The organism is Porphyrobacter sp. YT40 (assembly GCF_006542605.1).
Taxonomy (GTDB): Bacteria; Pseudomonadota; Alphaproteobacteria; order Sphingomonadales; family Sphingomonadaceae; genus Erythrobacter.
The window spans coordinates 1,035,214-1,059,989 of the sequence record NZ_CP041222.1 but is presented as its reverse complement, the minus strand read 5'-3'; the positions used below and the strand labels follow the sequence as shown (position 1 = coordinate 1,059,989).

The following is a 24,776-nucleotide window of genomic DNA, read 5'->3' as shown; positions in this document are numbered from 1 at the left end:
TTACAATGAGGTGCTACAGTGGAAGCTGAGCCTGTGACCGATGCAGCCCCCCTTGAGGTCTTCGGTGCCGGAGGAAAGACCGGCACGGAAATATTGCGCCATGCGGTCCGCAAGGGCATCGCGGTACGAGCGTTCGAACACACCCTGCCCGAACCATCGGACAGGGTCGACAATGTCGAGTATTTCCAGTGCGACGTTCTCAATGACGACTTCAGCAGCGAGCTTGAAGGTTGTCGTGCGGTCATTTCCGCACTCGGTATAGGGTTCAGTCCATCCACGACGATCGATCCGCCTCCGCTTTACACGGAGGGAACCCGCAGGCTGGTGGAAGCGATGTCGACGACCGGCATTTCCCAGATCGTCGTGATATCGGCGGCGTTTGTAGAGCCGCAACCCAGCGTTCCTGCATGGTTCGAGCTCACGGCAAGACCAGCCTTGCACAATATTCTCGAACAGATGCGCGCCATGGAAGATCTTCTGGAGCGCGCGAAAGGCCTGAAATGGACGGCTGCGCGACCGGGCTGGCTCCTCGACGAACCCTATACGGGTGAAGCCGTCATTACCGACGAGCGTCTTGCCGAGGGTTGCTTTCGTTGCAGGCACGCCGACCTCGCGGCAGCCATGCTCGAATTCGTCTGCGAGAACACCTGGGTCAACGCTAAACCCGCTATCGCCCGGCCAGAAGCAGACCGCTTCGAGAACGTCTCGGCGCTCAAAGCCGAATTCGGGATCGACTAGATCGACGCGGGCTCGCGGAAACACTCTAACGACGAGGCAAAACATGCTGCTCGAGAAGATAAAGACCCCCGGCCTCTCCCACCTTTCCTATCTGATTGGTTCGCAGGGCAAGGCAGCGGTCATCGATCCGCGCCGGGACTGCGAGATTTATGTCGAGCGTGCCCGCGCCGAAGGGCTGGAGATCACGCATATCTTCGAAACGCACAGGAATGAGGATCTCATCACGGGATCGCCGGTATTGGCCAAAATGACCGGTGCCCGCGTTCTGCACGGTCCAAACCCTGCGGACGAGATTGTTTTCGCCGACACCGCGCGAGAGGGCGACGTTTTCGAGATCGGGAAGTTGCGGATTTCGGTGCTCGAAACTCCCGGTCACACCGACGATCATCTCGCCTTCGTCCTCCATGACGACGATTTTCCCGAAGGACCGGTCGGCGTGTTCACCGGCGATGCGCTCTTCGTTGGCGACGTCGGACGCACCGATTTCTATCCCGAGCGCGCGCGGGAGGTCGCGGGCCTCCTGTACGATTCACTGCAGAAGATTTGCGGTCTGGGTGACCAGGCGATCATTTACCCCGCGCATGGAGCAGGCTCGGTCTGCGGTTCGGGAATGGCGAACCGGGAATTCTCGACCATAGGCCACGAACGTCGCAACAATCCGCGGCTCCAGATAGCCGATCGCGAGGAATTCATCGAGGCGAAGCTCGCCGAGCATCATTACCAGCCACCCTATTTCAGACTGATGGAGCGTCTGAATGTCGAGGGAACATCTCCTGCGCCACGGATCCTGCGACCAAAACGTCTCATGCTCTCGGACATCCGCGAAATCGACGCCGACCATGTCGTCGACGTGCGGGATCCGCTTGCATACGCAAGCGGGCATCTGCCTGGTTCGATATGCCTTCCGGTCGGCATGATTTCGGCGTTTGCGGGCTGGTTCATCAGGGAGGGTGAAACAATCGCCCTCGTCGGATCGGCGGAAGACCAGCTGGCTTCGGCCATGACGCACCTTGTGAGGATCGGGCTCGACTCGATCGTCGGCGGCTATGTCGGTATCGTGCCGGCTGCAGCGCAAGGAATGAAGATGGCGAGCCTTCCGATGATCGGGACGAACGAGGTTCAGGATCGTCTCGAGCGCAAGCGCGACGACTGGACCTTGCTCGATGTGCGTGACCTCGATGAGCGGCGCAGCGGCGCGATCGAGGGATCGGACCACATCTACGTGGGCGAGCTCAATTCCCGCTTCGCCGAGCTCGATCGCGAACGCGCCTATTCCGTCATGTGTGCCAGTGGAATGCGTGCGAGTGTGGCGGCGGGCTGGCTGCAAAGCAAAGGATTTGGCAAGCTCGATATATATCTGGGCTCGATGGGTGCCTGGCAGCACGCGTCGTGATGAACCATCGCACCCGATGCGAGGTCCTTGTCTTGCGCTCTTCAAAGCTTTACGCTTTTTTTATGCGAGTCTTGCGCACCCTTGGACTGCTACTGATCGCCTGCGGGCTGTTCGTCCAGTCGGCAGCGCATGCATCTGCCCTGCCTCAGGCGGTCGATGCAGGCAAACCGGCCTGCGCCGAGATGGAGATGATGGCGGGCGCAGCTTCCATGGACGATCATGACGGCGTGCCTTGCAAGAACCTTCGGCTGGATTGTCTCGTGGCATTCGGCTGCATCCCGCCCCTCGTTCCAGGGGGTGATGCGACCCTGGTCGGTGAAATACCGGCGCAGGCTTCTCAGTTCAGCAGATTAGTCTCCAATTCGCTCGCGGCCCCAAGGCTGGGGCCAGAACCGCCACCTCCGCAATTTCCGGCATGACCCGCGTGCAGGCATAAGCCTGTGCGCTCCTGCCTCTGGATGGACGACCTGCGCTCGATGCGGGCCGGTGATCCGGAACGCGTGTCTGACGCGCTCCTTTTGCGGATGAACGATCATGCAACGAATTACTTGGACCGCGATTCCGGTCCTGCTGGCCCTCGCGCCGGCGAGTAATGCCCAGTCGGTGGGCTATGAAGAAGCTTTGCGAGCAGCAACGAGCGACCAGCCCCAGGTTCGCACAAGCGAGCTGCGACTGGACGCCCGGCGCGAGATCGCCGACGCTGCCGATGAACTGCCCGATCCGCGCCTTCGCGCGGGCATCCAGAACCTGCCGGTAAGCGGGCCGGCTGCGTTCGAGCTGGGTCGCCAGCTCCCTACGCAAATCCAAGTCGGTATCGAACAGGAGATTCCCAATCTCGCGAAACGTCGGGCCCGGTTCGGAATGGCGGACGCCGACATCGACCTTGCCGCAGCACAATTGCGTCAGACCCGTTACAGGGTACGCGTCGGAGCAGGAATGGCATGGATTTCGTTGGCTTATGCCCAACGGGCTCTGACCGTCGCCGACGATGCACTTGCTGAAATCGAGGGGCTCGTACCACTCGCGCGCAGTGCTGTCGCCGCCGGTTCGGCCAGACCCGCCGAAAGTCTGGAAATACGCCGTGCCGTGCTCGAAGTCGAGGATATGCGGACCAGGATCGAGGCCGACCGAGAGGCCGCTCAGGCCATGCTGTCGCGCTATACCGCTCTGCCGACCGCCACCGCGACCGGAACCATCCCTTCGGCCGATCTCGATCCCGAAGGTTTGCGGGCCATGCTTCAAAGCAATCCGGAGCTCGTCGTGGCGCTTGCGCAGGTCCGCCAAGCGGAAGCGAGAAGCGATCTTGCCCGATCGGAAAGGCGTCCGGATTTCGGCGTCAATGTGAGCTATGGACGGCGCGATCCCGATTTTGGCGATGCAATCTCGGTGATGGGTTCGATCACGCTCCCGATTTTCGCGGACCGGCGCCAAAACCCGCGTATAGCCGCCGCCGAAGCCGAAGCGGCTGCGGCACAGTCGGCCAGAGCCGATCGGCTGCGTGAACTCGAAGCCCGGTTCGAAACCGATCTCGCGGCATGGCGCAGCGCTTATCGACAATGGCAGCGCGCGACCGACGAATTGCTTCCCCTTGCCGAAAGCCGCGTGGACCTCGAGCGCGCGAGCTTTGCCGCGGGCCGCGCGGAACTGCTCGACGTCATCGACGCCATCAAAACGCTCGCCGTGCTGCGGGTGGACATTCTGCAACGCGAGGAAGCGACCGTCGAAGCCGCCGCGAACCTGCGACTGACCTATGGGGAGTATGGCCGATGAGAGCCGCAATGGGAGCCGCGTGGGACAGGCTGTCGCCGCGCCAGAAATCCTGGACGATGGCAGGCACGGTCGCGCTCATCAGTCTTGCCGCCGGCTATGGTCTCTCGCAGCTCGGCGAAGGCCAGGGTGGTGCAAGCGACGCGGGCGGCAGTGCGACCGAATGCGAGGAGGTCCTTTACTGGTACGACCCGATGGTGCCGGGGCAGCACTTCGACGAGCCGGGCAATTCGCCCTTCATGGATATGCAGCTGGTGCCCAAGTGCGCGGGCGAGGAGGCCACTGCAGGCGTCAGGATAGATCCCGGCCTGGTGCAGAATTTCGGCATCCGCACCACTGAAGCCGAGTACGGCGTCCTCGAGCCGGAAATAACCGTCACAGGCGTTCTGGCCTACAACGAACGCGACGTCGCGATCGTCCAGCCACGTGCCGGAGGCTATGTACAAAGAACCTACGGCCGCGCGCCCGACGATGTCGTTGGACGGGGCGCGCCGCTCGCGGATATCCTGGTTCCCGAATGGGGCGGAGCGCAGCAGGAGTATCTGGCCGTCCTGAACAGCGGTGATGAAGAACTTGCGCAGGCCATGCGCGAACGCATGCGCCTTTTGGGCATGCCTCCAGGCCTGATCTCATCGGTAGGGCGCAATGGACGTCCGCAGTCCACGATCACCGTTACCGCGCCGATTGGAGGTGCCATCACATCGCTCGGCGTGCGTCCGGGAATGACAGTCATGGCCGGACAGACGCTCGCCGAGATAACCGGTTTCTCACCGATCTGGCTCGAAGCCGCGGTGCCTGAAACGCAGGCGGCGAATGTACGCGTCGGGCAACCTGTCAGCGCGACGCTGACCGCATTCCCCGAGGAACGCTTCTCCGGACCCATTGTCGCTATCCTGCCGAGCGCGGAGGATGCAAGCCGTACGATCACCGTTCGTGCGCAACTGCCCAATGCATCCGGTCGCCTCAAGCCGGGCATGTTCGCACAGGTCTCGCTGACCCCGGACACACGCCGCGCGCTGCTGGTGCCGTCCGAAGCCGTTATCAGGACCGGACGTCGAACCATCGTGATGGTGAAGCAGGACGAGGGCGGTTTCATGCCCGCCGAGGTCCGGATCGGCCGCGAAGCGGGTGGCAGGACCGAGGTTCTGGCCGGTCTGTCGGCCGGCGAACAGGTCGTGACATCGGGTCAGTTCCTGCTCGATTCCGAAGCAAGCCTTACCGGACTCGACGTCCGTCCGGTCGATCAGGCAGATGACGCTTCCACCGGCGGCGAGGACGAACCAGCGACCTTCGGTGCCACCGGCACGATCCAGTCGATCGCCAATGGTTCGGTGACGCTGCGGCATGGTCCTGTGCCCCGGCTCGATTGGCCCGCGATGACCATGACCTTCCGCACGAAGAGCGCGGCGCAAATGCGCGGGCTCGAGACGGGAGACAGGGTGCGCTTCACCTTCACCCAGCAGGATGCCGGCCCCCGGATCGAGTCTATCACGAGGGCCGGACAATGATTGCTCGGATAATTGATGCCTCGATCGCCAACCGCCTGTTTATCGTTCTCGCCGCCGTCGCGGTAACGCTGGCCGGTTTCTGGGCGGTGCGCACGACGCCGGTCGACGCGTTGCCCGATCTGTCCGATGTGCAGGTTGTGGTCCGGTCAAACTATCCGGGGCAGGCCCCCCGGATCGTCGAGGACCAAGTCACCTACCCCCTGGCAACGACCATGCTTTCGGTGCCGGGGGCGAAAACCGTCCGCGGCTACTCGATGTTCGGCGACAGCTATGTCTATATCATCTTCGAGGACGGTACCGACCTCTACTGGGCGCGATCGCGTGTGCTCGAATATCTCAACCAGGTGCAGGTCCGCCTGCCCGATGGCGTGACGAGCACGCTCGGCCCCGATGCCACCGGGGTAGGGTGGATCTACGAATATGCGCTGATCGATCGCAGCGGCGGACACGACCTTGCCGGACTGCGCAGCCTGCAGGACTGGTTCCTGCGCTACGAGCTCAAGACAATCCCCGGCATTGCCGAGGTCGCCAGCGTCGGAGGAATGGTCAAGCAATACCAGGTCGTGCTCGAGCCTTACCGGATGGCCTCGCTCGGCGTGACTCACGCCGAGATCGTGAGCGCAATCCAGTCCGCCAACCAGGAAGCGGGCGGCTCGATCGTCGAGATGGGCGAAGCCGAATATATGGTCCGTGCCTCGGGTTATCTCGGCGACCTCGACGATTTCAGGGCGATCCCGCTGCGCGCGGTGAGCGGCGGCGTTCCGGTCACGCTGGGCGACGTAGCGACGATCCAGGTCGGCCCCGAACTGCGCCGAGGCATCGCCGAGCTCAATGGCGAAGGCGAGGTTGCCGGCGGCATCATCGTCCTGCGCCAGGGTGCGGATGCAAGAAGCGCAATACAGGCCGTCGAACAGAAACTCGACGACTTGCAGGCAAGCCTTCCCGAAGGCGTCGAGATCGTCACGACCTACGATCGCTCTCAGCTCATCGATGCGTCTATAGAGAACCTCACCACGAAGCTCATCGAAGAGTTTATCGTCGTGGCGCTCGTATGCGCGCTGTTCCTCTGGCACGCGCGCTCGGCACTTGTCGCCATCATCACCCTGCCTTTGGGCGTGCTCGCGGCCTTCATCGTGATGCGCATCCAGGGCGTCAATGCCAACATCATGTCGCTGGGTGGAATAGCCATCGCGGTCGGTGCGATGGTCGATGCCGCCGTCGTCATGATTGAGAACGCGCACAAGCATCTCGAGCGATGGGAACACGAGAATCCCGATACCGTGCTCGCGGTGAAGGAACGCTGGCGGATCATCGCCGATGCATCGAAGGAAGTGGGACCGGCGTTGTTCTTCAGTCTGCTGATCATTACGCTGTCGTTCCTACCGGTCTTCACCCTGCAGGCGCAGGAAGGGCGGTTGTTCGCTCCGCTCGCTTTCACCAAGACCTATGCCATGGCGGCCGCGGCCATTCTGTCGGTAACGCTGGTGCCGGTAATGATGGGATGGCTGATCCGTGGGAAGATCCCTTCGGAGGATTCCAATTTTCTCAACCGCTGGCTGACGAAAATCTATCGTCCGGGGCTCGACTGGGTCATGCGGCGCCCAAAGGCAACGCTGGTGATCGCGGCGCTGATCTTCCTGACCACCGCGATCCCCTTCACCCGGCTTGGCGGCGAGTTCCTCCCGCCGCTCGATGAAGGCGATTTGCTTTATATGCCGAGCGCGCTGCCCGGCCTCTCCCCCGGCGAGGCTTCGGCGCTGCTGCAGCGCACCGATCGCCTGATCAAGTCGGTCCCCGAGGTGGAAACGGTGTTCGGCAAGGCGGGGCGCGCCGATACAGCGACGGATCCGGCTCCCCTGACGATGTTCGAAACGACGATCCGCTTCAAGCCCCGCGAAGAATGGCGCGAGGGAATGACGCCCGATCTGCTGGTCGAGGAACTCGACCGGGTCGTCCAGGTGCCGGGCCTCGCCAATGTCTGGGTGCCGCCGATCCGCAACCGGATCGACATGCTCGCGACCGGAATCAAGAGCCCGATCGGGGTCAAGGTGTCAGGCGACGATCTCGATCAACTCGAACGCGTTGCACTCGATGTGGAGCGTATCGCCAAGACCGTGCCTGGCGTGAGTTCCGCGCTGGCCGAGCGGCTGTCGGGCGGTCGCTATGTCGATGTCGATATCGACCGGATGGCGGCCGCGCGATACGGACTCAACATTGCCGACATCCAGCAGATCGTCTCTGGTGCAATAGGCGGCGCCAATGTCGCACGGACCGTCGAGGGGCTGGCGCGCTATCCGATCAATGTGCGCTATCCCCGCGAAATCAGGGACAGCGTCGATGAACTCAGGGCCTTGCCGGTTCTGACGCCGTCCGGCCAACAGATTACGCTCGGCACTGTCGCCCGTATCGCCGTCAGCGACGGTCCGCCGATGCTCAAGAGCGAGCAGGGTCGTCTGACCAGCTACATCTATGTCGATGTCCGTGGCCGCGATCTTACCTCGGTGGTCGCCGATCTGCAGGAGGCCGTCGCCACGGGCGTCGATCTGCCTCCCGGCGTCAGCCTGTCCTATGCGGGCCAGTTCGAATATCTGACGCGCGCCTATGAGCGACTGAAGATCGTGGTTCCCGCGACGCTCGCGATCATCTTCCTGCTGCTCTATCTCATTTTCCGGCGCTGGGACGAAGCCTTGCTGATCATGGGCACGCTGCCCTTCGCGCTGACGGGCGGATACTGGTTGCTCTATCTGATGGGCTACAACCAGTCGGTGGCGACTGCGGTCGGCTTCATCGCGCTTGCCGGTGTCTCCGCCGAATTCGGCGTGGTGATGCTGATTTACCTGAAAGCCGCACTGGAGCGACGGCAAGCTGACCTGGGCGCCGAAGAAGTGGACGAGGCCATCCGGGAAGGCGCGCTCCTGCGCGTGCGGCCCAAGGCGATGACCGTCGCAGTCATCCTTGCGGGTCTCTTTCCGATCCTGATCGGCACCGGCGCGGGCTCGGAAGTCATGAGCCGCATCGCCGCGCCGATGGTCGGCGGCATGATCACCGCCCCGCTCCTGTCCATGTTCCTGCTTCCCGCCGCTTATCTGTTGTTGCGGCGTCCCCGTCCGGAAAAACCGGCGAACCCTCAAGGAGAAGAAGAATGCGTACCCCAACCTACATGATCCTGCTCGCGGCACCGCTGGCGCTTGCAGCTTGCGACGCTGCAGACGACAGCACCGGGACCATGATGTCTGACGAGATGGCGAACTCGGACAGTATGCCCATGTCAGGCGAAATGCCGATGGCGGAGGAGACCGGCGGCGAGCAGAGCGCCAGCGCGGAGGGAAAGGTAACAGACATCGATCCCGGGGCGGGCACCGTGACCATCGAGCACGGTCCGGTCGAAAGTATCGGATGGCCCGCGATGACCATGACCTTCGAAGCCGACGCGCAAATCCTCGAACAGGTCAGTGTCGGTGAGGGAATAGCCTTTGAATTTCGTACTGGAACCGAAGGCAGCGTCGTTACCTCGGTAACGCCGCGATAGCATGATGGGTGGGAGGCGCGCGGTTGCGCCGGTGCCTCCCACGCAAAAACAGGTGAATATGCCCGGTATCGACAGGCCCGACTTTAAGGATCGCCGCGACTTCATGAAAAGCGCCGGCCTCGCGGCGACGGGTTTCGCGGCGCTGCCGCTGGTGGGTTGCGACACGCAAAGCAGGGTGTCGCTCGATCAGCGAGGAGCAAGCAATCCTCTTGCCATACCTCGGCTACAGGCCGGAACGATCGAACGGGGCGAGCGTGTCTTTCGCCTGTCCCTGACACCGGGCGAGAAAGAATTCGTGCCCGGCACGCCGTCACCGACGATCGGTATCGACGCATCCTATCTCGGTCCGACCCTCGAAATGCGCCGCGGCGAACAGGTTCGCTTTCATATCGACAACAAGCTTGCCGAGGATGCGACCGTCCACTGGCATGGTTTCGAACTTCCCGCCACCGCGGATGGCGGACCGCACCAACTCGTGCGGCCCGGCGAACGCTGGAGCCCGTCCTTCGAAATACGCCAGCGCGCTTCGCTATACTGGTATCATTCTCATACGCATCGCCGGGCCGGACCACAGGTCTATGCCGGACTTGCTGCCCCGATCTACGTGCGCGACGAGGAAGAGGATCGCCTCGATCTGCCGAGCCGGTACGGTGTAGATGATATCCCGCTCGTCGTGCAGGATCGCGTGATCGACAGCTCAGGCCGCCTCGTTTACCCGCTCAACATGCACTCGCGGATGATGGGGGTGATAGGTGAGCGCATCTATGTGAACGGAACGGCCAATGCCGTTTTCGACGCCACCGCCGGTCCGCTGCGCCTGCGGCTTCTCAATGGATCGAATGCGCGGTTCTACACCTTCTCGCTCGAAGGTGATCGTCCGATGCAACTCATCGCAAGCGATGGCGGCCTGCTTGCCGCACCCCGCGAGATTCGCAGTCTTACCCTTGCCCCAGGCGAACGCGCACAAGTGATCGTCGACCTTTCCGAAGGGCGCCCGCTGCGCCTGAATGCCAGCAGTCCTGATAACGCCATGGGCATGATGGCCGGAGAAGGCGGGGGTATGATGGACGGCGGAATGATGGGAAACCGGACCGGTCGCGAGAGGCAGGGCCGCACCTTTTCGATCCTCGATATGCGTCCCTCCGGATCATCGACTCCAGTGATGCTCCCGCCCACCCTGGCCGCGCTAGCCGCGCCAGACCCCTCGCTCGCCGTTCGCAGCCGCCGTTTCGTACTCGATATGGGCATGATGGGTCGGGGCATGGCGATCAACGGCGAGACCATGGACATGGATGTCATCAATCAGCGCGTACCGGTGGGTCAGTGGGAAATATGGGAAATCGCCAACGCATCGATGATGGCCCATCCCTTTCATATTCATAATGTGCAGTTCCGCTTGCTCGACCGGGACGGTCGGCCTCCGCAGGCGGAAGAGGCGGGCTTCAAGGACACCGTTATCGTCAAGCCACGTGAACAGGTCAGGCTGCTGTTGCGGTTCGAAGAGAATACCGATCCCGACAATCCCTACATGTATCACTGTCATATCCTCGAGCACGAGGACGCAGGCATGATGGGGCAATTCGTGGTCACGGCCAATTAGGGGAGAACGACAGATGAGCGATGGGCACAATGCAATCGAGGGTACGGCGACCGACCCCGTTTGCGGAATGAGCGTGAAGATGGACGGCGCCCGCTTCATCGATCGACACGAGGGTGGCGACCATTACTTCTGCTCCTCGCGCTGCCTCGACAAGTTCCGCGCGGATCCGGAGATGTATCTTTCGAAGGCGCACCTCGATGCTGTCGAGGATGTCCCGGAAGGTACGATATACACCTGTCCGATGCATCCGGAGATCCGGCAGCCGGGGCCGGGCTCCTGCCCGATATGCGGGATGGCCCTCGAACCCGAAACGGTCACCTTGAACGAGGGCCCCGATCCCGAACTCGTCGACATGCGGCGAAGGTTCTGGTGGAGCGCGCTCTTCACCCTGCCGCTCTTCGCCTATGCGATGGGCGACATGATCCCGTCGCGACCGTTCGATCAGGTCATCGAACCCGCTTTCGCGCAGTGGCTGCAGCTTCTGCTGGCCACTCCGGTGGTGCTTTGGGGCGGCTGGCCCTTCTTCACCCGCGCGCTGCAATCAGTCCGAACCATGAACCTCAACATGTTCACCCTGATCGGCTTCGGCGTTGCCATCGCTTATCTGTTCAGCCTTGTGGCAACCCTCGCCCCGGACATCTTCCCCGAGGCTTTCCGCGATCATGCGGGCCGGGTCGGCGTCTATTACGAGGCCGCAGCGGTTATCACGACCCTCGTGCTGCTCGGGCAGGTGCTCGAGCTTAAGGCGCGCGGATCGACATCGAGCGCCTTGCGAGCGCTTCTCGAACTCGCGCCCCCGACCGCGATGAAGATCTTCGGTCGCGGCGATGAGCGCGAAGTACCGCTCGATGAATTGACGTCGGGGGACCTGCTGCGCGTGCGTCCGGGCGACAAGGTCCCCGTTGATGGCACGCTCGAGGATGGAAGCAGCGCCATCGACGAGTCCATGATCAGCGGCGAGCCCATTCCCGTCAAGAAAAGCGCTGGCGATCCCGTGATCGGAGGCACTGTCAACCAGACCGGCAGCTTCACCATGCGCGCGACGCAGGTCGGCGCGGACACCATGCTCTCGAAGATCGTGCAGATGGTGGCGGAGGCGCAGCGCAGCCGGGCACCGATCCAGCGGCTCGCCGACCAAGTCACCGGATGGTTCGTCCCCATCGTCGTCCTTGTCGCTATCGTGAGTTTTGTCGTCTGGGCCATCTGGGGACCGGCACCGGCCCTTGCCTACGCGCTCGTCAACGCGGTCGCCGTTCTGATCATCGCCTGTCCCTGCGCGCTCGGACTGGCGACGCCAATGTCGATCATGACCGGCACCGGCAAGGGAGCCCAGCACGGCATCCTGATCAAGAACGCCGAAGCGCTCGAAACGCTGGAAAAGATCGATACGCTGGTCGTCGACAAGACCGGAACGCTGACCTGGGGCAAGCCTGATCTTGTCGACGTAAAACCGCAGCCAAATTTCGACGAGCAGGAATTGCTGAGCCTTGTCGCTGCCGTTGAGAGAGGAAGCGAGCATCCGCTCGCCCACGCGATCGTGGAAGGGGCTCAAAACAGGGGCGCTGCCATTCTCGACGCTTCCGATATCGAATCCGTGACCGGCGAAGGTATCCAGGCAAATGTCGACAAGCGCCTGGTCGCGATCGGGAATGAAAAGATGATGGAGCGTATAGGGGCGCTCGAAGAAGGCTGGCGGTCAACGGCGGACGAAGGCCGAAGCCTCGGACAGACGGTGATGTTCGTGGCCGTGGACGGGGCACCGGCAGGCCTTATCGCTGTCGCCGATCCGATCAAGGAAACCAGCCGCACCGCTATTGCCGCGCTGCATGAGCGCGGCATCAAAATCGTAATGCTTACCGGCGACAGCGAAGCCACCGCGCGTGCGGTAGCAAGCCAGGTCGGTATCGACGAAGTCGAAGCGAACGTCTCGCCCGAGGACAAACATCGCAAGATCGAGCAGTTGAAGAGCGAGGGTCGCCGGGTCGCTATGGCCGGCGACGGCATAAACGACGCACCCGCGCTTGCCGCTTCGCATGTCGGCATCGCGATGGGAACGGGTACCGATGTCGCGATCGAAAGCGCGGGCGTGACATTGGTGCGCGGCGACCTCGTCGGCGTTGTTCAGGCGCTCGTCCTGTCTCGGGCCACTATGCGCAACATCAGGCAGAACCTGTTCTTTGCCTTTGCGTATAATGCGCTCGGCATACCGGTCGCAGCAGGTGTCCTCTATCCATGGACCGGGTTGCTTTTGAACCCGATGATCGCGGCCGCAGCGATGAGCCTGTCTTCGGTATCGGTGATCGGCAACGCCCTGCGCCTGCGCGGCCTCGCTCTTCCCAAATTCGATACCTGAGCGATGGGGACGGGACGGAGATCGCAGGAGTGACGAATCAGACGATGCAGGATCAGGACCAAATCTCTGAGGAATCGCGCGAATGGCGCGGTGCTCATCCAGCCCTCTGGATCGCGATATTCGGAATTCTTATCGCATTCGCCTGGGAGATGCTTCAGCTTCCTTTCTACCAGTCGGGAGGTCTGTCGCCTGCCGAGGCAGCACGTCGCTGCGGCCTGGCCTCGTTCGGCGATGCCGGGATCATGGTGGCCGCTTATCTCGGCGCCTCTGTCGGCAGTGGTAAAACGCCGTGGCTCGTAGACTGGCCGATCTCGCGTTTGGTCGTGTTCCTGGGAATCGGCCTGGCCATTACTGCCATGGTCGAAGTGCTGGCTGTCGGTGCCGACTGGGGGTGGTCCTATAGTGCAATCATGCCGCTTGTGCCCGGGACCAAAATCGGCCTGGTACCGATCGTGATGTGGGTCGCGGTTCCCACCGCCACCTTGTGGCTCGCGCGCCGTCTCGGCACCGGACCCCGCTGATCGCAAACCGGGATCTCCTATCCCTCGACAGCTGCCGGCTGCGGTCCCGATGGTGATCGACTTACCCGAAATCCGGCAATCAGGGCCAGCAGCGTGAGCAATTGCGCGCCGATCGTCTCGACAGTCGGGAAGAAGCCGAGTTCGGCGAGGCGCGGCAAGCCGGCGATGAAAGTGGCGGAAAGAACTCCGGCCTCCTGGAAAGCGCCCACGCCCTTGCCCGCGAGAATGAGCGCAAGGATCGCAATCAGGATAGCACTGTAGCGGAAGAACTGGGTGATCGGCAGTTTGCGGCTGTAGCGCAGCATGGCCCAAGCAATGAGCGCCAGCAGCGCTACTGCCGACAAGGCACCTGCCAGTATGATGCCGCTGCTCTGCGGGTTCCACAGGGCAGCGTAGAACAGGATAGTCTCGAAAGCTTCGCGGTAGACCACGACAAAGGCGAGCCCGAAGAGAAACCATGCCGATCCGCGCGAAAGCGCCTTGCCCATTTTTTCCTGGATATAGCGCCGCCACTCCTCGGCCTGGGATTTGCCGTGCATCCAGATCCCGGCCGATACGAGAATGACAGCCGCAAGCAGCGCGCCGATCCCTTCGGTCATCTCGCGGCTCGCCCCGCTGATGCTTACGAAGTAGGTTGCTACGACCCAGGTGGCGACACCTGCGAAAAGAGCAGCGATCCAGCCACCATGGATATAGGGCAATACCTCGGAGCGCTGCGACTTTTTCACAAAGGCGATCATGGCGATCACAACCAGAAGTGCTTCGATCCCCTCGCGCAGCAGGATGGTGAACGCCCCGAGAAAGGTCGAGATTTCGCTGGCCGCCTCAGGAGCCAACGCTCCCTCGGCTCTGGCCAGCAGACTATCGATGCGAGCCCTTAGTTGCTGTAGTTCGGATGGATCCGCACCGGACTCTATTCCGGCCCGAAATTGCCCGAGCGCCTGTTCTACCTCGCGCATCAAACCGCCATCGCGCGTTGCAAGGAGGGCCTCCAGGGGTTCGAACCCGTCGAGATAGGCAGACAGGGCAAGCTGCCGCGCTTCTTCACGGTCGCCAGCCCGATAGGCTGACAGGCTGCGATCGAGCGTATCGCGAACGAAAGCGAGCGAACCTGTGTCATTTGCCTGTCCCACCGCATTGGGATTGGCGCGAAGATAGGCCATGACGGCGAGCGCACGGTCCTCTCCGATCTCCTCGGCCAGACTTTCCGGTGTGAGCGCGGCGAGCGTCTCGAGATCGGGGACAAGCTGGCGTATGCCATCATCTTCCCGCCAGATACGCTCGCCTTTGGCCACATCTTCAAAAGCAATGCTGCCGGCATAGAATGCAAGCGCCCAGCGATCCTCGTCGGACAGCGATGCGAAGCTGGCCATGGACGTTCCTTCAAGCCCCTGCGTGATGACCTGGTAAAGCCCGAACGCACTGCGCTGCCGTGCCCGGTCGATATCGGTAAAGTCTATCGGCGGGGGATCGAGCGCCTGCATTGCGGCCGGTGGCGCACTTCCGGCGGCGCCGTGACACGAGGCGCAGTTCTGCGCGAAGAGAGTGCGGGCGCGGACAAGGTCGGGCGCCTGCGAAGGGGCGAGCGGAACCGGGTAGGCTGTCAGCAACGAGGCTGCCAGCGCGCGCGCTAAGCGCCCAACTTGCTCGGCAGGTTCCTTGTTGGCGATCAGAGCTCGCAGCTGGTCCGATCGGCGGATGAGTGCTTGATTGTCTTTAGTGTCCGGAAATGCAGCGACCTGCCGCGCCACGACATCGGAAAACTCCACCATTTCGCGATATTCGAATTCGTCGGCAACACGTCCCTCGGAAACCGCGGAGGCGTAGTCGACCGCGATATAATCGAGCAGACGCCAGGTGGTTCGCACATCGGGTTCTTCCGCGTTCGCGGTGACGGACAGACACAGCGCAAGCGCCAGCAGAATGAGCCGCAGTGCCGGATGGACGGTGGCGGAGACGATGCGATGCATGAGGGGTCTCTATATCTGTTGCAATTAATTCGCAATAGCAGAGTCTAGACGGAAACGTATTTCCCTCAATCCGCAATCGCGGGCATATTCTGGAGTTTAGGTAGAGCGCAGTTCGCCACGTGCCTGTTTGAAGACTTCGGCACTTCCCCACACCGCCAGTCCTGCCATGATGCTCGCCACAACCAGATCGGGCCACGCACGGCCGGTGCCGAAAACGCCAATCGCTGCCGCCAGCACGGCGATATTACCGATCGCGTCGTTGCGCGAACAGATCCACACCGAGCGCATGTTCGCATCGCCCGAGCGATACCGGAACAGCATCGCGGCGACGGCGAGATTTACCGCCAAAGCAAGAGAACCGATGGCGCCCATCGTTCCCGGGTCGGGCGACGCCCCGACAAAAAAACCCCAGATGGCCGAGCCGAGCACCCACAGGCCGAAAGCCAGCATGGTCGCCGCCTTTACGAGAGCCGCACGCGCGCGCCAGACGAGCGCCATGCCCGCTACGCCGAGACTGATAGCATAGTTTGCCGCATCACCGAGAAAGTCGAGCGCGTCGGCCTGCAAGGCGCGCGAATCCGCAGCAATGCCTGCCACGATCTCCACACCGAACATGATTGCATTAAGGCCCAGCGCGATCCACAGAATGCGCCGCCATGTCGGATCGTTGTTGTTTGCACCGCCCTCATCGGGACCGCAGCAGGTCTTTCCCATTTACTCGACTCCTTGCGTCGATCCGCCCTATGCACCTTGTAGTAACTACAAGGTCAAGCCGCAGGAGCCTTTGTCATGAGAATTGGTCAACTTGCCCGGATAACCGGCGTCAAATCCGAAACAATCCGCTTCTACGAGCGTGAGGGTATCCTCGCTGCCCCTCCACGCACGCGGGCCAATTATCGCGATTATGGACCAGCAGAGGAAGCGCGCCTTAACTTCATACGGCGCGCGCGTGATCTCGGCTTCTCCATGGCACGCATCAGGGAATTGCTCGATCTCTCCGATGATGCCGACCGGTCCTGCGCGGGCATCGACGCTCTGGCCAGAAGCCATCTCGGCGAGGTCGAGCGCAAGATCGCGAGCCTGGAGGCGTTGCGGACGGAACTTGGGCGTATGATCGCTGCCTGCGAGCAAGACACTGTAGGCGATTGCCGCATCATCGATGCACTTGCGGGTACCGCCGAGCCTTGATGTCCGCGCCTCGTGCGCCAGTTCGGTCAGGCTCGCCAATGCACGGCTTTTGTCGGCCGCCCATAAGAGACTTAACTTCGGGAAAGGCCGACGAGTGCGAAGCTGCCCGTGTCGCCATCCCGGGTCTGTCGAACGGGCTATGATGCCGCCGCAGGCCAGTTCCAGACGGCCATTTTTTCAAGGCTCATATCCGCCATAGTATAGGCGATCCCGCCGACGCCAAGCCCGGAGCGGCGCAGACCTGCAAAAGGCATCCAGTCGACGCGGAATGCCGTATGGTCGTTCACCATCACAGCCAATCCCGCGAGAGACTGTATGCAATGATTGGCGATTGACAGCCGATCGGTGAATATAGCGGCCTGAAAGGCGTAAGGCAGGGCATTGGCCTGCTCGATAGCCAGGTCGATATCGTCATAGCCATACACGCAGATCACGGGGCCGAAGATTTCTTCCTGGGATACCTTGGCACTTTCGGGAGGATCGACAATGACGGTCGGGGAGAAAAGAGTGTCACTCAGACGGCTTCCCCCGCAGACCAGGGTGCCGCCTGCTGCAATGGCTTCATCGACCCAGCGTTCGACGCGGTCGACTTCCTCCGTTCGGATCAGGGGTCCGCATTGGGTTTCGGCATCGGCGGGATCGCCCACGACCAGCTTTTCGGCAGCTCGCCCTAGGTCATTGGCGAAGTCTTTCAATTCTGCAGCAGGGACGAATACGCGCTGCACGGAAACGCAGACCTGACCCGAATGATAGAACCCGCCTTTGAGCAACGAGGCGATCACTGCTGCGCGCTCCACGCCGCTGTCCACGATTACCGGCGCCGCGCCGCCGTGCTCGAGAGCAATGCGGGTTCCGGGCGCCAGCTTCGAGCGAAGCATCCAGCCGATTTTCGCAGAACCGATGAATGAGAAGAACGCCGTGCGCGGATCGGTTACCATCCTTTCGGCGACATCGTCGCTGCACGGAGCGAACCGGCACCAGGCCTCGGGCAGGCCGACTTCATGGAGAATGTTCACGAAGCTCTGGCATGACAGAGGCGTTTCCAGCGCAGGCTTGATGAGAACGGGGCACCCGGCTGCTACCGCCGGTCCAACCTGATGGACGATCAGGTTGAGGGGGTGATTGAATGCCGAGATCGCCACGACAGGACCGATCGGCTCGCGGAAGGTATATGCCGTCCTTCCCGCACCCGCTTCTGTCAGGTCCATGGGGATCTCGTGACCGCCGCCATCGCTGAGCGCCTGAACGCACAAGTCGACGCTGTTGATCGCGCGACCGGCTTCCACGCGCGCATCGACCAGGGGTTTGCCGCCCTCCCTGACGATCTGGAGAGCCAGATCCTCGGCTCGTTCGCGCATGATATCCGCTGCCCGCCGGAGGATAGCAATACGCTCGTGCACGGCAAGCCAGCCACGGCGGTCGCGGTGGAGCAACTGCGCTTCACTCAGCCATTCATCGATTTGAGCCCAGTCGACAAGCGCCACTTCTGCAACCGGCTCGCGGTCGAACGGATTGTGAACGATCGTCTTCATAGCTCGCACACCTTTGCGCCGAGTTCGTCGATCAGCACCTTCTTGTTTTCGGAGTAGTCGACGGGCAGATCGACAAGGTGCACGCCGCCCGCCTCGAATGCGGCGTTCAGGACCGCCACAAGATCTGCGATCCGCTCCACCCGGTGACCGGTCGCTCCATAGCTTTTTGCGTAGGTGACGAAGTCGGGATTGGAAAAGGTCAGGCCGTAGTCCGGAAAGCCAAGCTGGTCCTGCTTCCAGCGGATCATCCCGTATGCTGCATCATTCAGAACGAGAACGACAAGGTTCAGTCCAAGCCTGACGGCCGTTTCCAGTTCCTGCGAGTTCATCATGAACCCGCCATCGCCGCATACCGCGAGCACTCTGCGCCCCGGCGCCAGCATCGCAGCCATCATGGCGGATGGAAGGCCAGCACCCATCGTCGCCAATGCATTGTCGAGCAGGATGGTGCCAGGCTCGTGGGCGATGTAGTTTCTGGCGAACCAGATCTTGTAGATGCCGTTGTCGAGCGCAACGATATCATCGCGCGCCATTACGCTGCGTACGTCGGCAACTACGCGCTGGGGGACCATTGGAAAACGTTCGTCGTCGCTGGTCTCGGAGATGTGCGATGCAATCTCGTGATGCAGGGCGGTTCATGTCGTGCGCTGCCAAGCAGCTTACCCACAGCGACCGACCCGATCGCCGCGCTTGTCAATGGTCGCGGTCATGGTCGTGATGATGGTTCTTCTCGACCTGATGGTCCGGGATCATGTCGGGATCACAGTCCGCAGCGAGACAGGCTTCGAACGTTGCATGGGCGATGGCGTGCTGCGTCTCGAGCATACCGCGAGCCCGCGCCTTCACATCCTCGAAAGCCTGCAACGAAGATTCGGCAGGAACGACATGCGCCTCAAGCGCGCGATAATGCTCGCTGATGCTCCAGACTTGGACGTGATGGACGTCGGCCACGCCTTCTGCGTCACGCAGGTCGCTCACAATGCGATCGAACTCGCTTTCGTCCGGCACCGCGCCCATCAAGAGACGCACCGTGCGAGGCAACAAATTAACGCCCTGCCAGATCACAAAGTCACCAATGACCACCGTGATGGTCAGATCGGCGATATAAAGTTCGTATCGCAGAATGAGCACGCCAGCCACGATCACACCGGCCGAAGCCAGCGCATCGGACACATTGTGCAGGAAGATCGAATAGGGTCAATTCCTCTTCTCGCCGTGTTTGGTTCCCGCATCGTCGTGGCTATCCATGTGAGCGTCGCGCAGAATCTCGATGCCGCCATAGAGAGCGATGCAAGCTACCGCGATGCCCACAACGAGGTCGGGCCAGTTGGTTCCGGTCAGCATCACAATGATGCCGGCGATAATGATCCCGCCATTAGAGATAAAGTCGTTGAAGCTGAAGGTGGTCGCCGCCCGCATATTGACGTCCTTGTTCTCCATCTTCTGCAGCAGGCGCAGGCAATAGAGATTGACCATCCCCGCGATGAACGCCATCGCCATCATCAATATCCCGCCCGGATCGGACCCTTCCACAAACCGTCGGTAAGCATCGAAGATAACCCCAGCAGAGAAGATCAGCAGCATGATGCCGGAGAAACGTGCGGCCCCGCGTTTCCAGGTCCGTGAGCGGGTCAGCGCGAGCAGGCTGAGCGCATAAACGATGGCATCGGATGAATTATCGAGGCCGTTCGCCAACAGCGCATTAGAATCGGCAAAATACCCGACCGCGAAAAAGCCGATCGCGATGGCCACGTTAAGCCACAGGACAACCCACAGGGTCTTGCGCTTTTCAGGCGACCCGACATCGACCTCATGTCCGCCACTCATGCTGCGTCCTCCTCGGTTTGTACCCAGCTTTCCGCATGACTACGCTGTGTTGGCCGGAAGAACTTCATTTCGGTGCGGAAGAGTGAGGATGACAATTTCGTGCCCCACTCTTCCCATTCGCTGTCGCCGATTATGGCGATCCGGCCGAAACAATCCTTATGCCGGATGTCGAACTTGAGATCGCGCCAGAGACCTCCGAAGTTCCAACCCGAAAAGTCAGGCGCGAGCTCGATCACCATCGGGACGGTACCGGCCTCGCGCTCTGCGATATGTTCGAATTGGGGAACAAAGCGGTCATAGGCTTCATCCCCCTGCCTGCCTCCGGCACGTATCCAGAGCAGTCCGTTCTTTTCCTTCAGTGCCAGCACCGTATTCTCCTTTCCCGATCGGTCATGTGATGTCCTTCAGCTCGCGCTGCTCATCGCTTGTCACATTGCGCCGCAGCCTGTCCCACCAACGCTGTCGCCAGGTCCGGTCATCTTCTCTGGTCCCGAAAACCAGCTTCAAGATTGCGGGCAAGACGAAAAGGGTCAGCGCGGTGGCGGTGATCAACCCTCCAATGACGACTGTCGCCAAGGGACGTTGCACTTCCGCGCCGGTCCCGGTCGCAATGGCCATCGGCACGAAGCCGAGCGATGCAACGAGCGCGGTCATGAGAACCGGCCTTAGGCGCGCCAATCCACCATCGACGATGGCGTCATCGAGCGCCATGCCCCTGTCGAGCCGCTGACGGATCGCAGTCACCATCACGAGGCCATTCAAGGTCGCCACACCCGACAGGGCGATAAAGCCTACCGCCGCAGATACCGAGAATGGCATCCCGCGTAGAGCCAAGGAGAAAATCCCGCCTGCCAGGGCCAACGGGATCGCGCTGAATACGGCGAGCGCCGGCACCCAGCCCCCAACCGCCATGTAAAGCAGCAAGAGAATGACCGCGAAAGCGATAGGAATGACTATCTGAAGTCTTTCCTGAGCAGCCTGGAGGTTCTGGTATTGACCGCCCCACTCGATAAACGCGGCAGCGGGCAGTTCGACCTGCGCCGCAACCCTTTCCTGGGCCTCTTCTACAAAAGACCCGAGGTCGCGTTCTCGCACGTTGGACGAAACGATCACCAGTCTGCGTCCCTGTTCCCGGCGAACCTCCGCGAGACCATCCACCACACGGAACTCGGCAACCGAGCGTAGCGGTATGGTTGCCCCGTTCGGGAGCAGCACCGGCAAAGCACCGAGCTGGTCGAAATCGTCGCGGGTCGCGTCCGACAACCGCACAACCACATCGAAGCGGCGATCGCCTTCGAAAACGAGGCCCGCAGGCCGACCGCCCAGTGCGATCGCCACCGATTGCGCAACGTCTTCGACCTTCAGCCCGTAACGGGCAATCGCTGGCCGATCGAAGGCAATATCGAGGGTGGGGAACCCGGTCACTTGCTGGACCTTGACGTCCGCGGCGCCGTCGACATTGCGCAGCACGCCCGCAACCTCGTTCGCCGCTGAGGTCATGGCGCTGAGATCGTCTCCGTAGATCTTGACGGCAACATCTCCGCGAACGCCTGCGATCAATTCGTTGAACCGCAATTCGATCGGTTGGCTGAACTCGTAAAGGTTGCCGACGAGACTGCTGAGGGCGCTCTCCATTTGCGCGACCAACTCGTCCTTGGCGAGGTCGGGATCGGGCCATTCCTCACGGGGTTTGAGGATCACATACGCATCGGAAGCGTTCGGCGGCATCGGGTCACTAGCCACTTCTGCCGTGCCCGTCCGCGAAAAGACGAGCTGGACCTGCTCAAACTGCTCGAGCCGGTCCTCGACCCGCCTTTGCATCGCGAGCGAACGTTCGAGCGAGGTCGAAGGAATACGCAGCGATTGCACGGCGATGTCGCGCTCGTCCAATTGCGGTGTGAACTCGCTCCCGAGGAAGCTGAACACGAAGGCCGCAAAGGCGAAGATGCCGACGCCCATGCCGATGACCGGCCAGGGGCGGGTGATCGCCTTGCGGACCAGCGGTCCGTATCGCTCCTTGGCGATCCGGATCGGCTTGACCTCCTTTTCCGTCAGCTTCTTGTTGAGCAGGATGGCGATCATTGCCGGGACGAAGGTCAGCGACAACACGAACGCCGAGGCGAGCGCGAGCATGACCGTGATCGCCATGGGCGAGAAGGTTTTGCCTTCGACGCCGGTAAAGGTCAGAAGCGGTGCGAAGACGAGAAGTATGATCGCCTGCCCGTACACAGTCGGCTTGATCATTTCCTGCGCGGCAAGCCGCGTTTCCGTCAACCTTTCGCCCAGTGTGAGAAGCCGGCCTTCGTGTTCCTGCCGGGCCGCGAGCCTCGCGACACTGTTCTCGACGATAATGACGGCACCATCGACGATCAGGCCGAAGTCCAGCGCACCCAGGCTCATGAGATTGCCCGAAACGCCGAGCCGGTTCATTCCGATCGATGCCATCAGCATGGAAAAGGGAATGACCAGCGCCGCGATGATCGCTGCCCGGATGTTGCCCAGCAGCAAGAACAGGATCGCGATCACCAGAAGCGCGCCTTCGACAAGATTCTTCTCGACGGTCGCGATCGTCGCATCGACCAGGGAAGACCGGTTGTAGACGATCTCCGCGACAATTCCTTCCGGCAGGGAGCTGCGAACCTCCTCGAGCCGTTCGGCCGCCTGGGCCGAAACGGTGCGGCTGTTCTCGCCCGCGCGCATGAGCACGGTCCCCACGACTGCTTCATCGCCATTCAGCGACGCCGCGCCCGTTCGCAGGTCGCCGCCGATACTGACCGTGGCGATATCGCCCACGCGAATGGGGACTCCCTCGCGGGTGGAAACGACCGCCTGCTCGATATCCTCGACGCTGCCGAGGCGCGCATCGACCCGGGCGAGGAGCGCTTCACCGGCCCGCTCGACGAAATTGGCGCCTTCGGCGAGGTTGGCCGCTTCCAGCGCGGTAATCACTTCGTCGAACGACAAACCGTAACCGGTCAATCGCGCGGGATCGGGTTGAACGAGGTATTGCTTTTCGAAGCCGCCGATCGAGTCGACACCTGCCACACCGTCGACCGACCGCATGAGGGGTGCAACCACCCAGTCCTGGATGGTTCGCAGATAGGCAGCCTTGGCCACATCGCTGTCGAGCGGGTCGCCACGTTCGGTCACAAAGCTCCCGTCGGACTGCCAACCGACCGCTCCGCCCAGCGGTGCTTCCTTGCCGTCAGGAAACTCGAACTCGATGGTATACATGAGCACTTCGCCCAAGCCGGTCGAGATGGGTCCCATCACCGGTTCGGCACCCTCGGGTAGGGAGGCGCTTATGGGCGTCAGCCGTTCGTTGACCTGCTGACGCGCGAAATAGATGTCGGTCCCTTCCTCGAAAATCGCGGTCACCTGGCTGAACCCGTTGCGCGATATCGAGCGGGTCATCTCCAGACCCTCGATACCGGCAAGCCCGGTCTCGACAGGATAGGTGACCTGCGTCTCGACTTGCGAGGGCGACAAGGCTGGTGCCTCGGTGTTGATCTGCACCTGTACGTTGGTGATATCGGGTACGGCATCGATGGGCAGGCGCAGCAAATTCACCACGCCATAGATTGCCACACCGAGCGTCAGCACGACCATTGCCCAGCGAAAGCGCACGGCGACGTCGAGGATCATGCCGATCAGGCCATGGCGGTGGGAGCGATCAGCGTCCTGCATGTGATCAGTGTCCATGCTCGGCCTCCTCCTTCTCGAGTTCAGCCTTCAGCAAAAAGGCATTGGCGGTGGCGATCCGCCACTGCGCTTCGAGACCGGACTCGATGACCACCCGTCCTCCCGAACGCGCACCGGTGACCACCGGACGGGCTTGAAACCCGCGGCGCGTGCGAACGAAGACCACTTCTGCGCCATCGATTGTCTGGACAGCACTTTCCGGCACCGATATGCGGCCTGTGTCGACCTCACCCGAGGGGCGGATACGTGCCTGCAGGAAGGCCCCGGGTTGCAGGCCGGGGATCGGCCTTGCGAGCGACAGGACCGCCGTAGCGCTGCGGCTTTCGGGATCGAGCGAGGGAGTGACAGACCGCACGCGCGCACCCACTTCCCGGTTGTCCGCGATTTCCAGAGTCGCCTCGTCGCCAGGCTGGATGCGGCTTGCTTCAGCCGACGGGAGGGCAACCTCGACCTGCATGCCGCTCGGATTCACGACCTGATAGAGTTCTTCCCCGGCATCGACGAAGGAGCCGAGAACGATAGGCGCCGAGGTCACTCGGCCTGCGAGCGGGCTCGTAACCGCAAGGGAGCGCCCGTCGCCGCTAACGCCCGCCGCGGAGACTGCCGCTTGGGCGCGCGCAAGTTCCGACTGGGCGACTTGCAGATTTGCTCGCGCGGCCTCGAGATCCTGCCGTGCGGTGACATTGGCCTCGAAAAGGCGGCGCTCCCGATCGTAGGCAGCGGACAGTTCGTTGACCCGCGCGCCCGCTGCGCTGAGTTGCGCCGCAAGAGCAGCGGCGTCGGCGCTCTCGATGCGGGCAATCGTCTCTCCCTGCCTCACGTAATCACCCAGCGTTTTGCCGACACTGCGGACTACGCCCGCTGCGCGGGCATCGATGCGGGCACTTGCCGTCGGGCTTGCCGCGACGGTGGCCGGAAAGACCAGCTCGACCGCCGATCCCTGACTGACGGTTTCGACCTCTATCTGGGACGCTTCGATTTGTTCGGCGCCAAGCAGGACAAGCCCTTCGGGAAGCTCGGCCTCCTCGCTCGTTTCCTCAATGTGCTGGTCGGCACTGCCACTTGGCCACAGCATAAACACTGCAGCGGCGATTGAAACGATCACGCCGATAAAAACGGCCAGACGTCTACGGTTCATTTGGAAATAC

General features: G+C 62.0%; 19 protein-coding genes and 1 pseudogene. 11 read left to right on the top strand and 9 right to left on the bottom strand.

From position 1 onward, the window contains the following. The first annotated feature begins 33 nt into the window (after nt 1-33). From E2E27_RS04975 to E2E27_RS04930, 10 genes are all read left to right on the top strand, one after another. A complete protein-coding gene (locus E2E27_RS04975; protein WP_141457935.1) occupies nt 34-738 on the top strand; it encodes an NAD(P)-dependent oxidoreductase in 705 nt (234 codons plus the stop codon). A gap of 43 nt (nt 739-781) precedes the next feature. Next, the gene (locus tag E2E27_RS04970) at nt 782-2,131 is read left to right on the top strand and encodes an MBL fold metallo-hydrolase (RefSeq protein ID WP_066761557.1); all 1,350 of its coding nucleotides are present in this window, start codon (nt 782-784) and stop codon (nt 2,129-2,131) included. Next, nucleotides 2,131-2,550: a hypothetical protein gene (locus E2E27_RS04965; RefSeq protein WP_141457934.1), complete on the top strand. Its 420-nt coding sequence runs from the start codon at nt 2,131-2,133 to the stop codon at nt 2,548-2,550. Before E2E27_RS04970 ends, E2E27_RS04965 begins: the two co-directional genes overlap by 1 nt. Nucleotides 2,551-2,665: 115 nt before the next feature. Further along, nucleotides 2,666-3,901 carry a TolC family protein gene (locus E2E27_RS04960; RefSeq protein ID WP_067684652.1) on the top strand — a complete coding sequence of 412 codons (1,236 nt, stop codon included), beginning with the start codon at nt 2,666-2,668 and terminating at the stop codon, nt 3,899-3,901. Nucleotides 3,902-3,909: 8 nt separating this feature from the next. Beyond that, on the top strand, nt 3,910-5,406 hold the full coding sequence (locus tag E2E27_RS04955) for an efflux RND transporter periplasmic adaptor subunit (RefSeq protein WP_067684650.1): 1,497 nt from the start codon (nt 3,910-3,912) through the stop codon (nt 5,404-5,406). Further along, nucleotides 5,403-8,570, top strand: coding sequence for an efflux RND transporter permease subunit (locus E2E27_RS04950; RefSeq protein ID WP_141461583.1), 3,168 nt, complete (start codon nt 5,403-5,405; stop codon nt 8,568-8,570). The genes E2E27_RS04955 and E2E27_RS04950 overlap by 4 nt, the downstream gene beginning before the upstream one ends. After that, nucleotides 8,549-8,935 (top strand): copper-binding protein, encoded by a 387-nt coding sequence (locus E2E27_RS04945; RefSeq protein WP_230279355.1) that lies wholly within the window; start codon nt 8,549-8,551, stop codon nt 8,933-8,935. Before E2E27_RS04950 ends, E2E27_RS04945 begins: the two co-directional genes overlap by 22 nt. Nucleotides 8,936-8,993: 58 nt before the next feature. After that, nucleotides 8,994-10,535, top strand: coding sequence for a multicopper oxidase family protein (locus E2E27_RS04940; protein ID WP_141457933.1), 1,542 nt, complete (start codon nt 8,994-8,996; stop codon nt 10,533-10,535). A 67-nt stretch (nt 10,536-10,602) separates the two neighbouring features. Continuing rightward, nucleotides 10,603-12,888 carry a heavy metal translocating P-type ATPase gene (locus E2E27_RS04935; protein ID WP_502705532.1) on the top strand — a complete coding sequence of 762 codons (2,286 nt, stop codon included), beginning with the start codon at nt 10,603-10,605 and terminating at the stop codon, nt 12,886-12,888. A gap of 29 nt (nt 12,889-12,917) precedes the next feature. Continuing rightward, complete coding sequence (locus tag E2E27_RS04930) at nt 12,918-13,409, top strand: hypothetical protein (RefSeq protein WP_230279358.1); 492 nt, start codon at nt 12,918-12,920, stop codon at nt 13,407-13,409. Nucleotides 13,410-13,426: 17 nt separating this feature from the next. On the opposite strand, the gene E2E27_RS04925 is transcribed toward E2E27_RS04930, so the two are convergent. After that, on the bottom strand, nt 13,427-15,379 hold the full coding sequence (locus E2E27_RS04925) for an FTR1 family protein (protein ID WP_141457931.1): 1,953 nt from the start codon (nt 15,377-15,379) through the stop codon (nt 13,427-13,429). Nucleotides 15,380-15,475: 96 nt separating this feature from the next. After that, nucleotides 15,476-16,093, bottom strand: coding sequence for a cation efflux transmembrane domain-containing protein (locus E2E27_RS04920; RefSeq protein WP_008603825.1), 618 nt, complete (start codon nt 16,091-16,093; stop codon nt 15,476-15,478). A 75-nt stretch (nt 16,094-16,168) separates the two neighbouring features. On the opposite strand from E2E27_RS04920, the gene E2E27_RS04915 reads away from it, so the two are divergent. Beyond that, nucleotides 16,169-16,567 carry a MerR family transcriptional regulator gene (locus E2E27_RS04915; RefSeq protein WP_060703638.1) on the top strand — a complete coding sequence of 133 codons (399 nt, stop codon included), beginning with the start codon at nt 16,169-16,171 and terminating at the stop codon, nt 16,565-16,567. Nucleotides 16,568-16,704: 137 nt separating this feature from the next. Here the strand turns inward: E2E27_RS04915 and E2E27_RS04910 are convergent, their stop codons facing one another. The 7 genes and pseudogenes from E2E27_RS04910 to E2E27_RS04880 all read right to left on the bottom strand — a co-directional run bounded on the left by E2E27_RS04910 (nt 16,705) and on the right by E2E27_RS04880 (nt 24,766). Beyond that, the gene (locus E2E27_RS04910) at nt 16,705-18,099 is read right to left on the bottom strand and encodes an aldehyde dehydrogenase family protein (RefSeq protein WP_141457930.1); all 1,395 of its coding nucleotides are present in this window, start codon (nt 18,097-18,099) and stop codon (nt 16,705-16,707) included. After that, nucleotides 18,096-18,728: pseudogene (locus E2E27_RS04905) on the bottom strand (thiamine pyrophosphate-dependent enzyme); the annotation flags it as partial. The pseudogene E2E27_RS04905 and the gene E2E27_RS04910, both read right to left, overlap by 4 nt. A gap of 64 nt (nt 18,729-18,792) precedes the next feature. Next, the gene (locus E2E27_RS04900; RefSeq protein WP_234036190.1) at nt 18,793-19,272 is read right to left on the bottom strand and encodes a cation transporter dimerization domain-containing protein; all 480 of its coding nucleotides are present in this window, start codon (nt 19,270-19,272) and stop codon (nt 18,793-18,795) included. 24 nt (nt 19,273-19,296) lie between these two features. Continuing rightward, nucleotides 19,297-19,926, bottom strand: a complete 630-nt coding sequence (locus tag E2E27_RS04895) for a cation diffusion facilitator family transporter (protein WP_008603820.1) — start codon at nt 19,924-19,926, stop codon at nt 19,297-19,299. After that, entirely contained in the window at nt 19,923-20,294 is a 372-nt protein-coding gene (locus E2E27_RS04890; protein ID WP_046904065.1) for a SpoIIAA family protein, read from the bottom strand. Before E2E27_RS04890 ends, E2E27_RS04895 begins: the two co-directional genes overlap by 4 nt. Before the next feature lie 22 nt (nt 20,295-20,316). Beyond that, nucleotides 20,317-23,580, bottom strand: coding sequence for an efflux RND transporter permease subunit (locus E2E27_RS04885; RefSeq protein ID WP_141461577.1), 3,264 nt, complete (start codon nt 23,578-23,580; stop codon nt 20,317-20,319). A 37-nt stretch (nt 23,581-23,617) separates the two neighbouring features. Continuing rightward, on the bottom strand, nt 23,618-24,766 hold the full coding sequence (locus E2E27_RS04880; RefSeq protein WP_141457929.1) for an efflux RND transporter periplasmic adaptor subunit: 1,149 nt from the start codon (nt 24,764-24,766) through the stop codon (nt 23,618-23,620). Nucleotides 24,767-24,776: the final 10 nt, after the last annotated feature.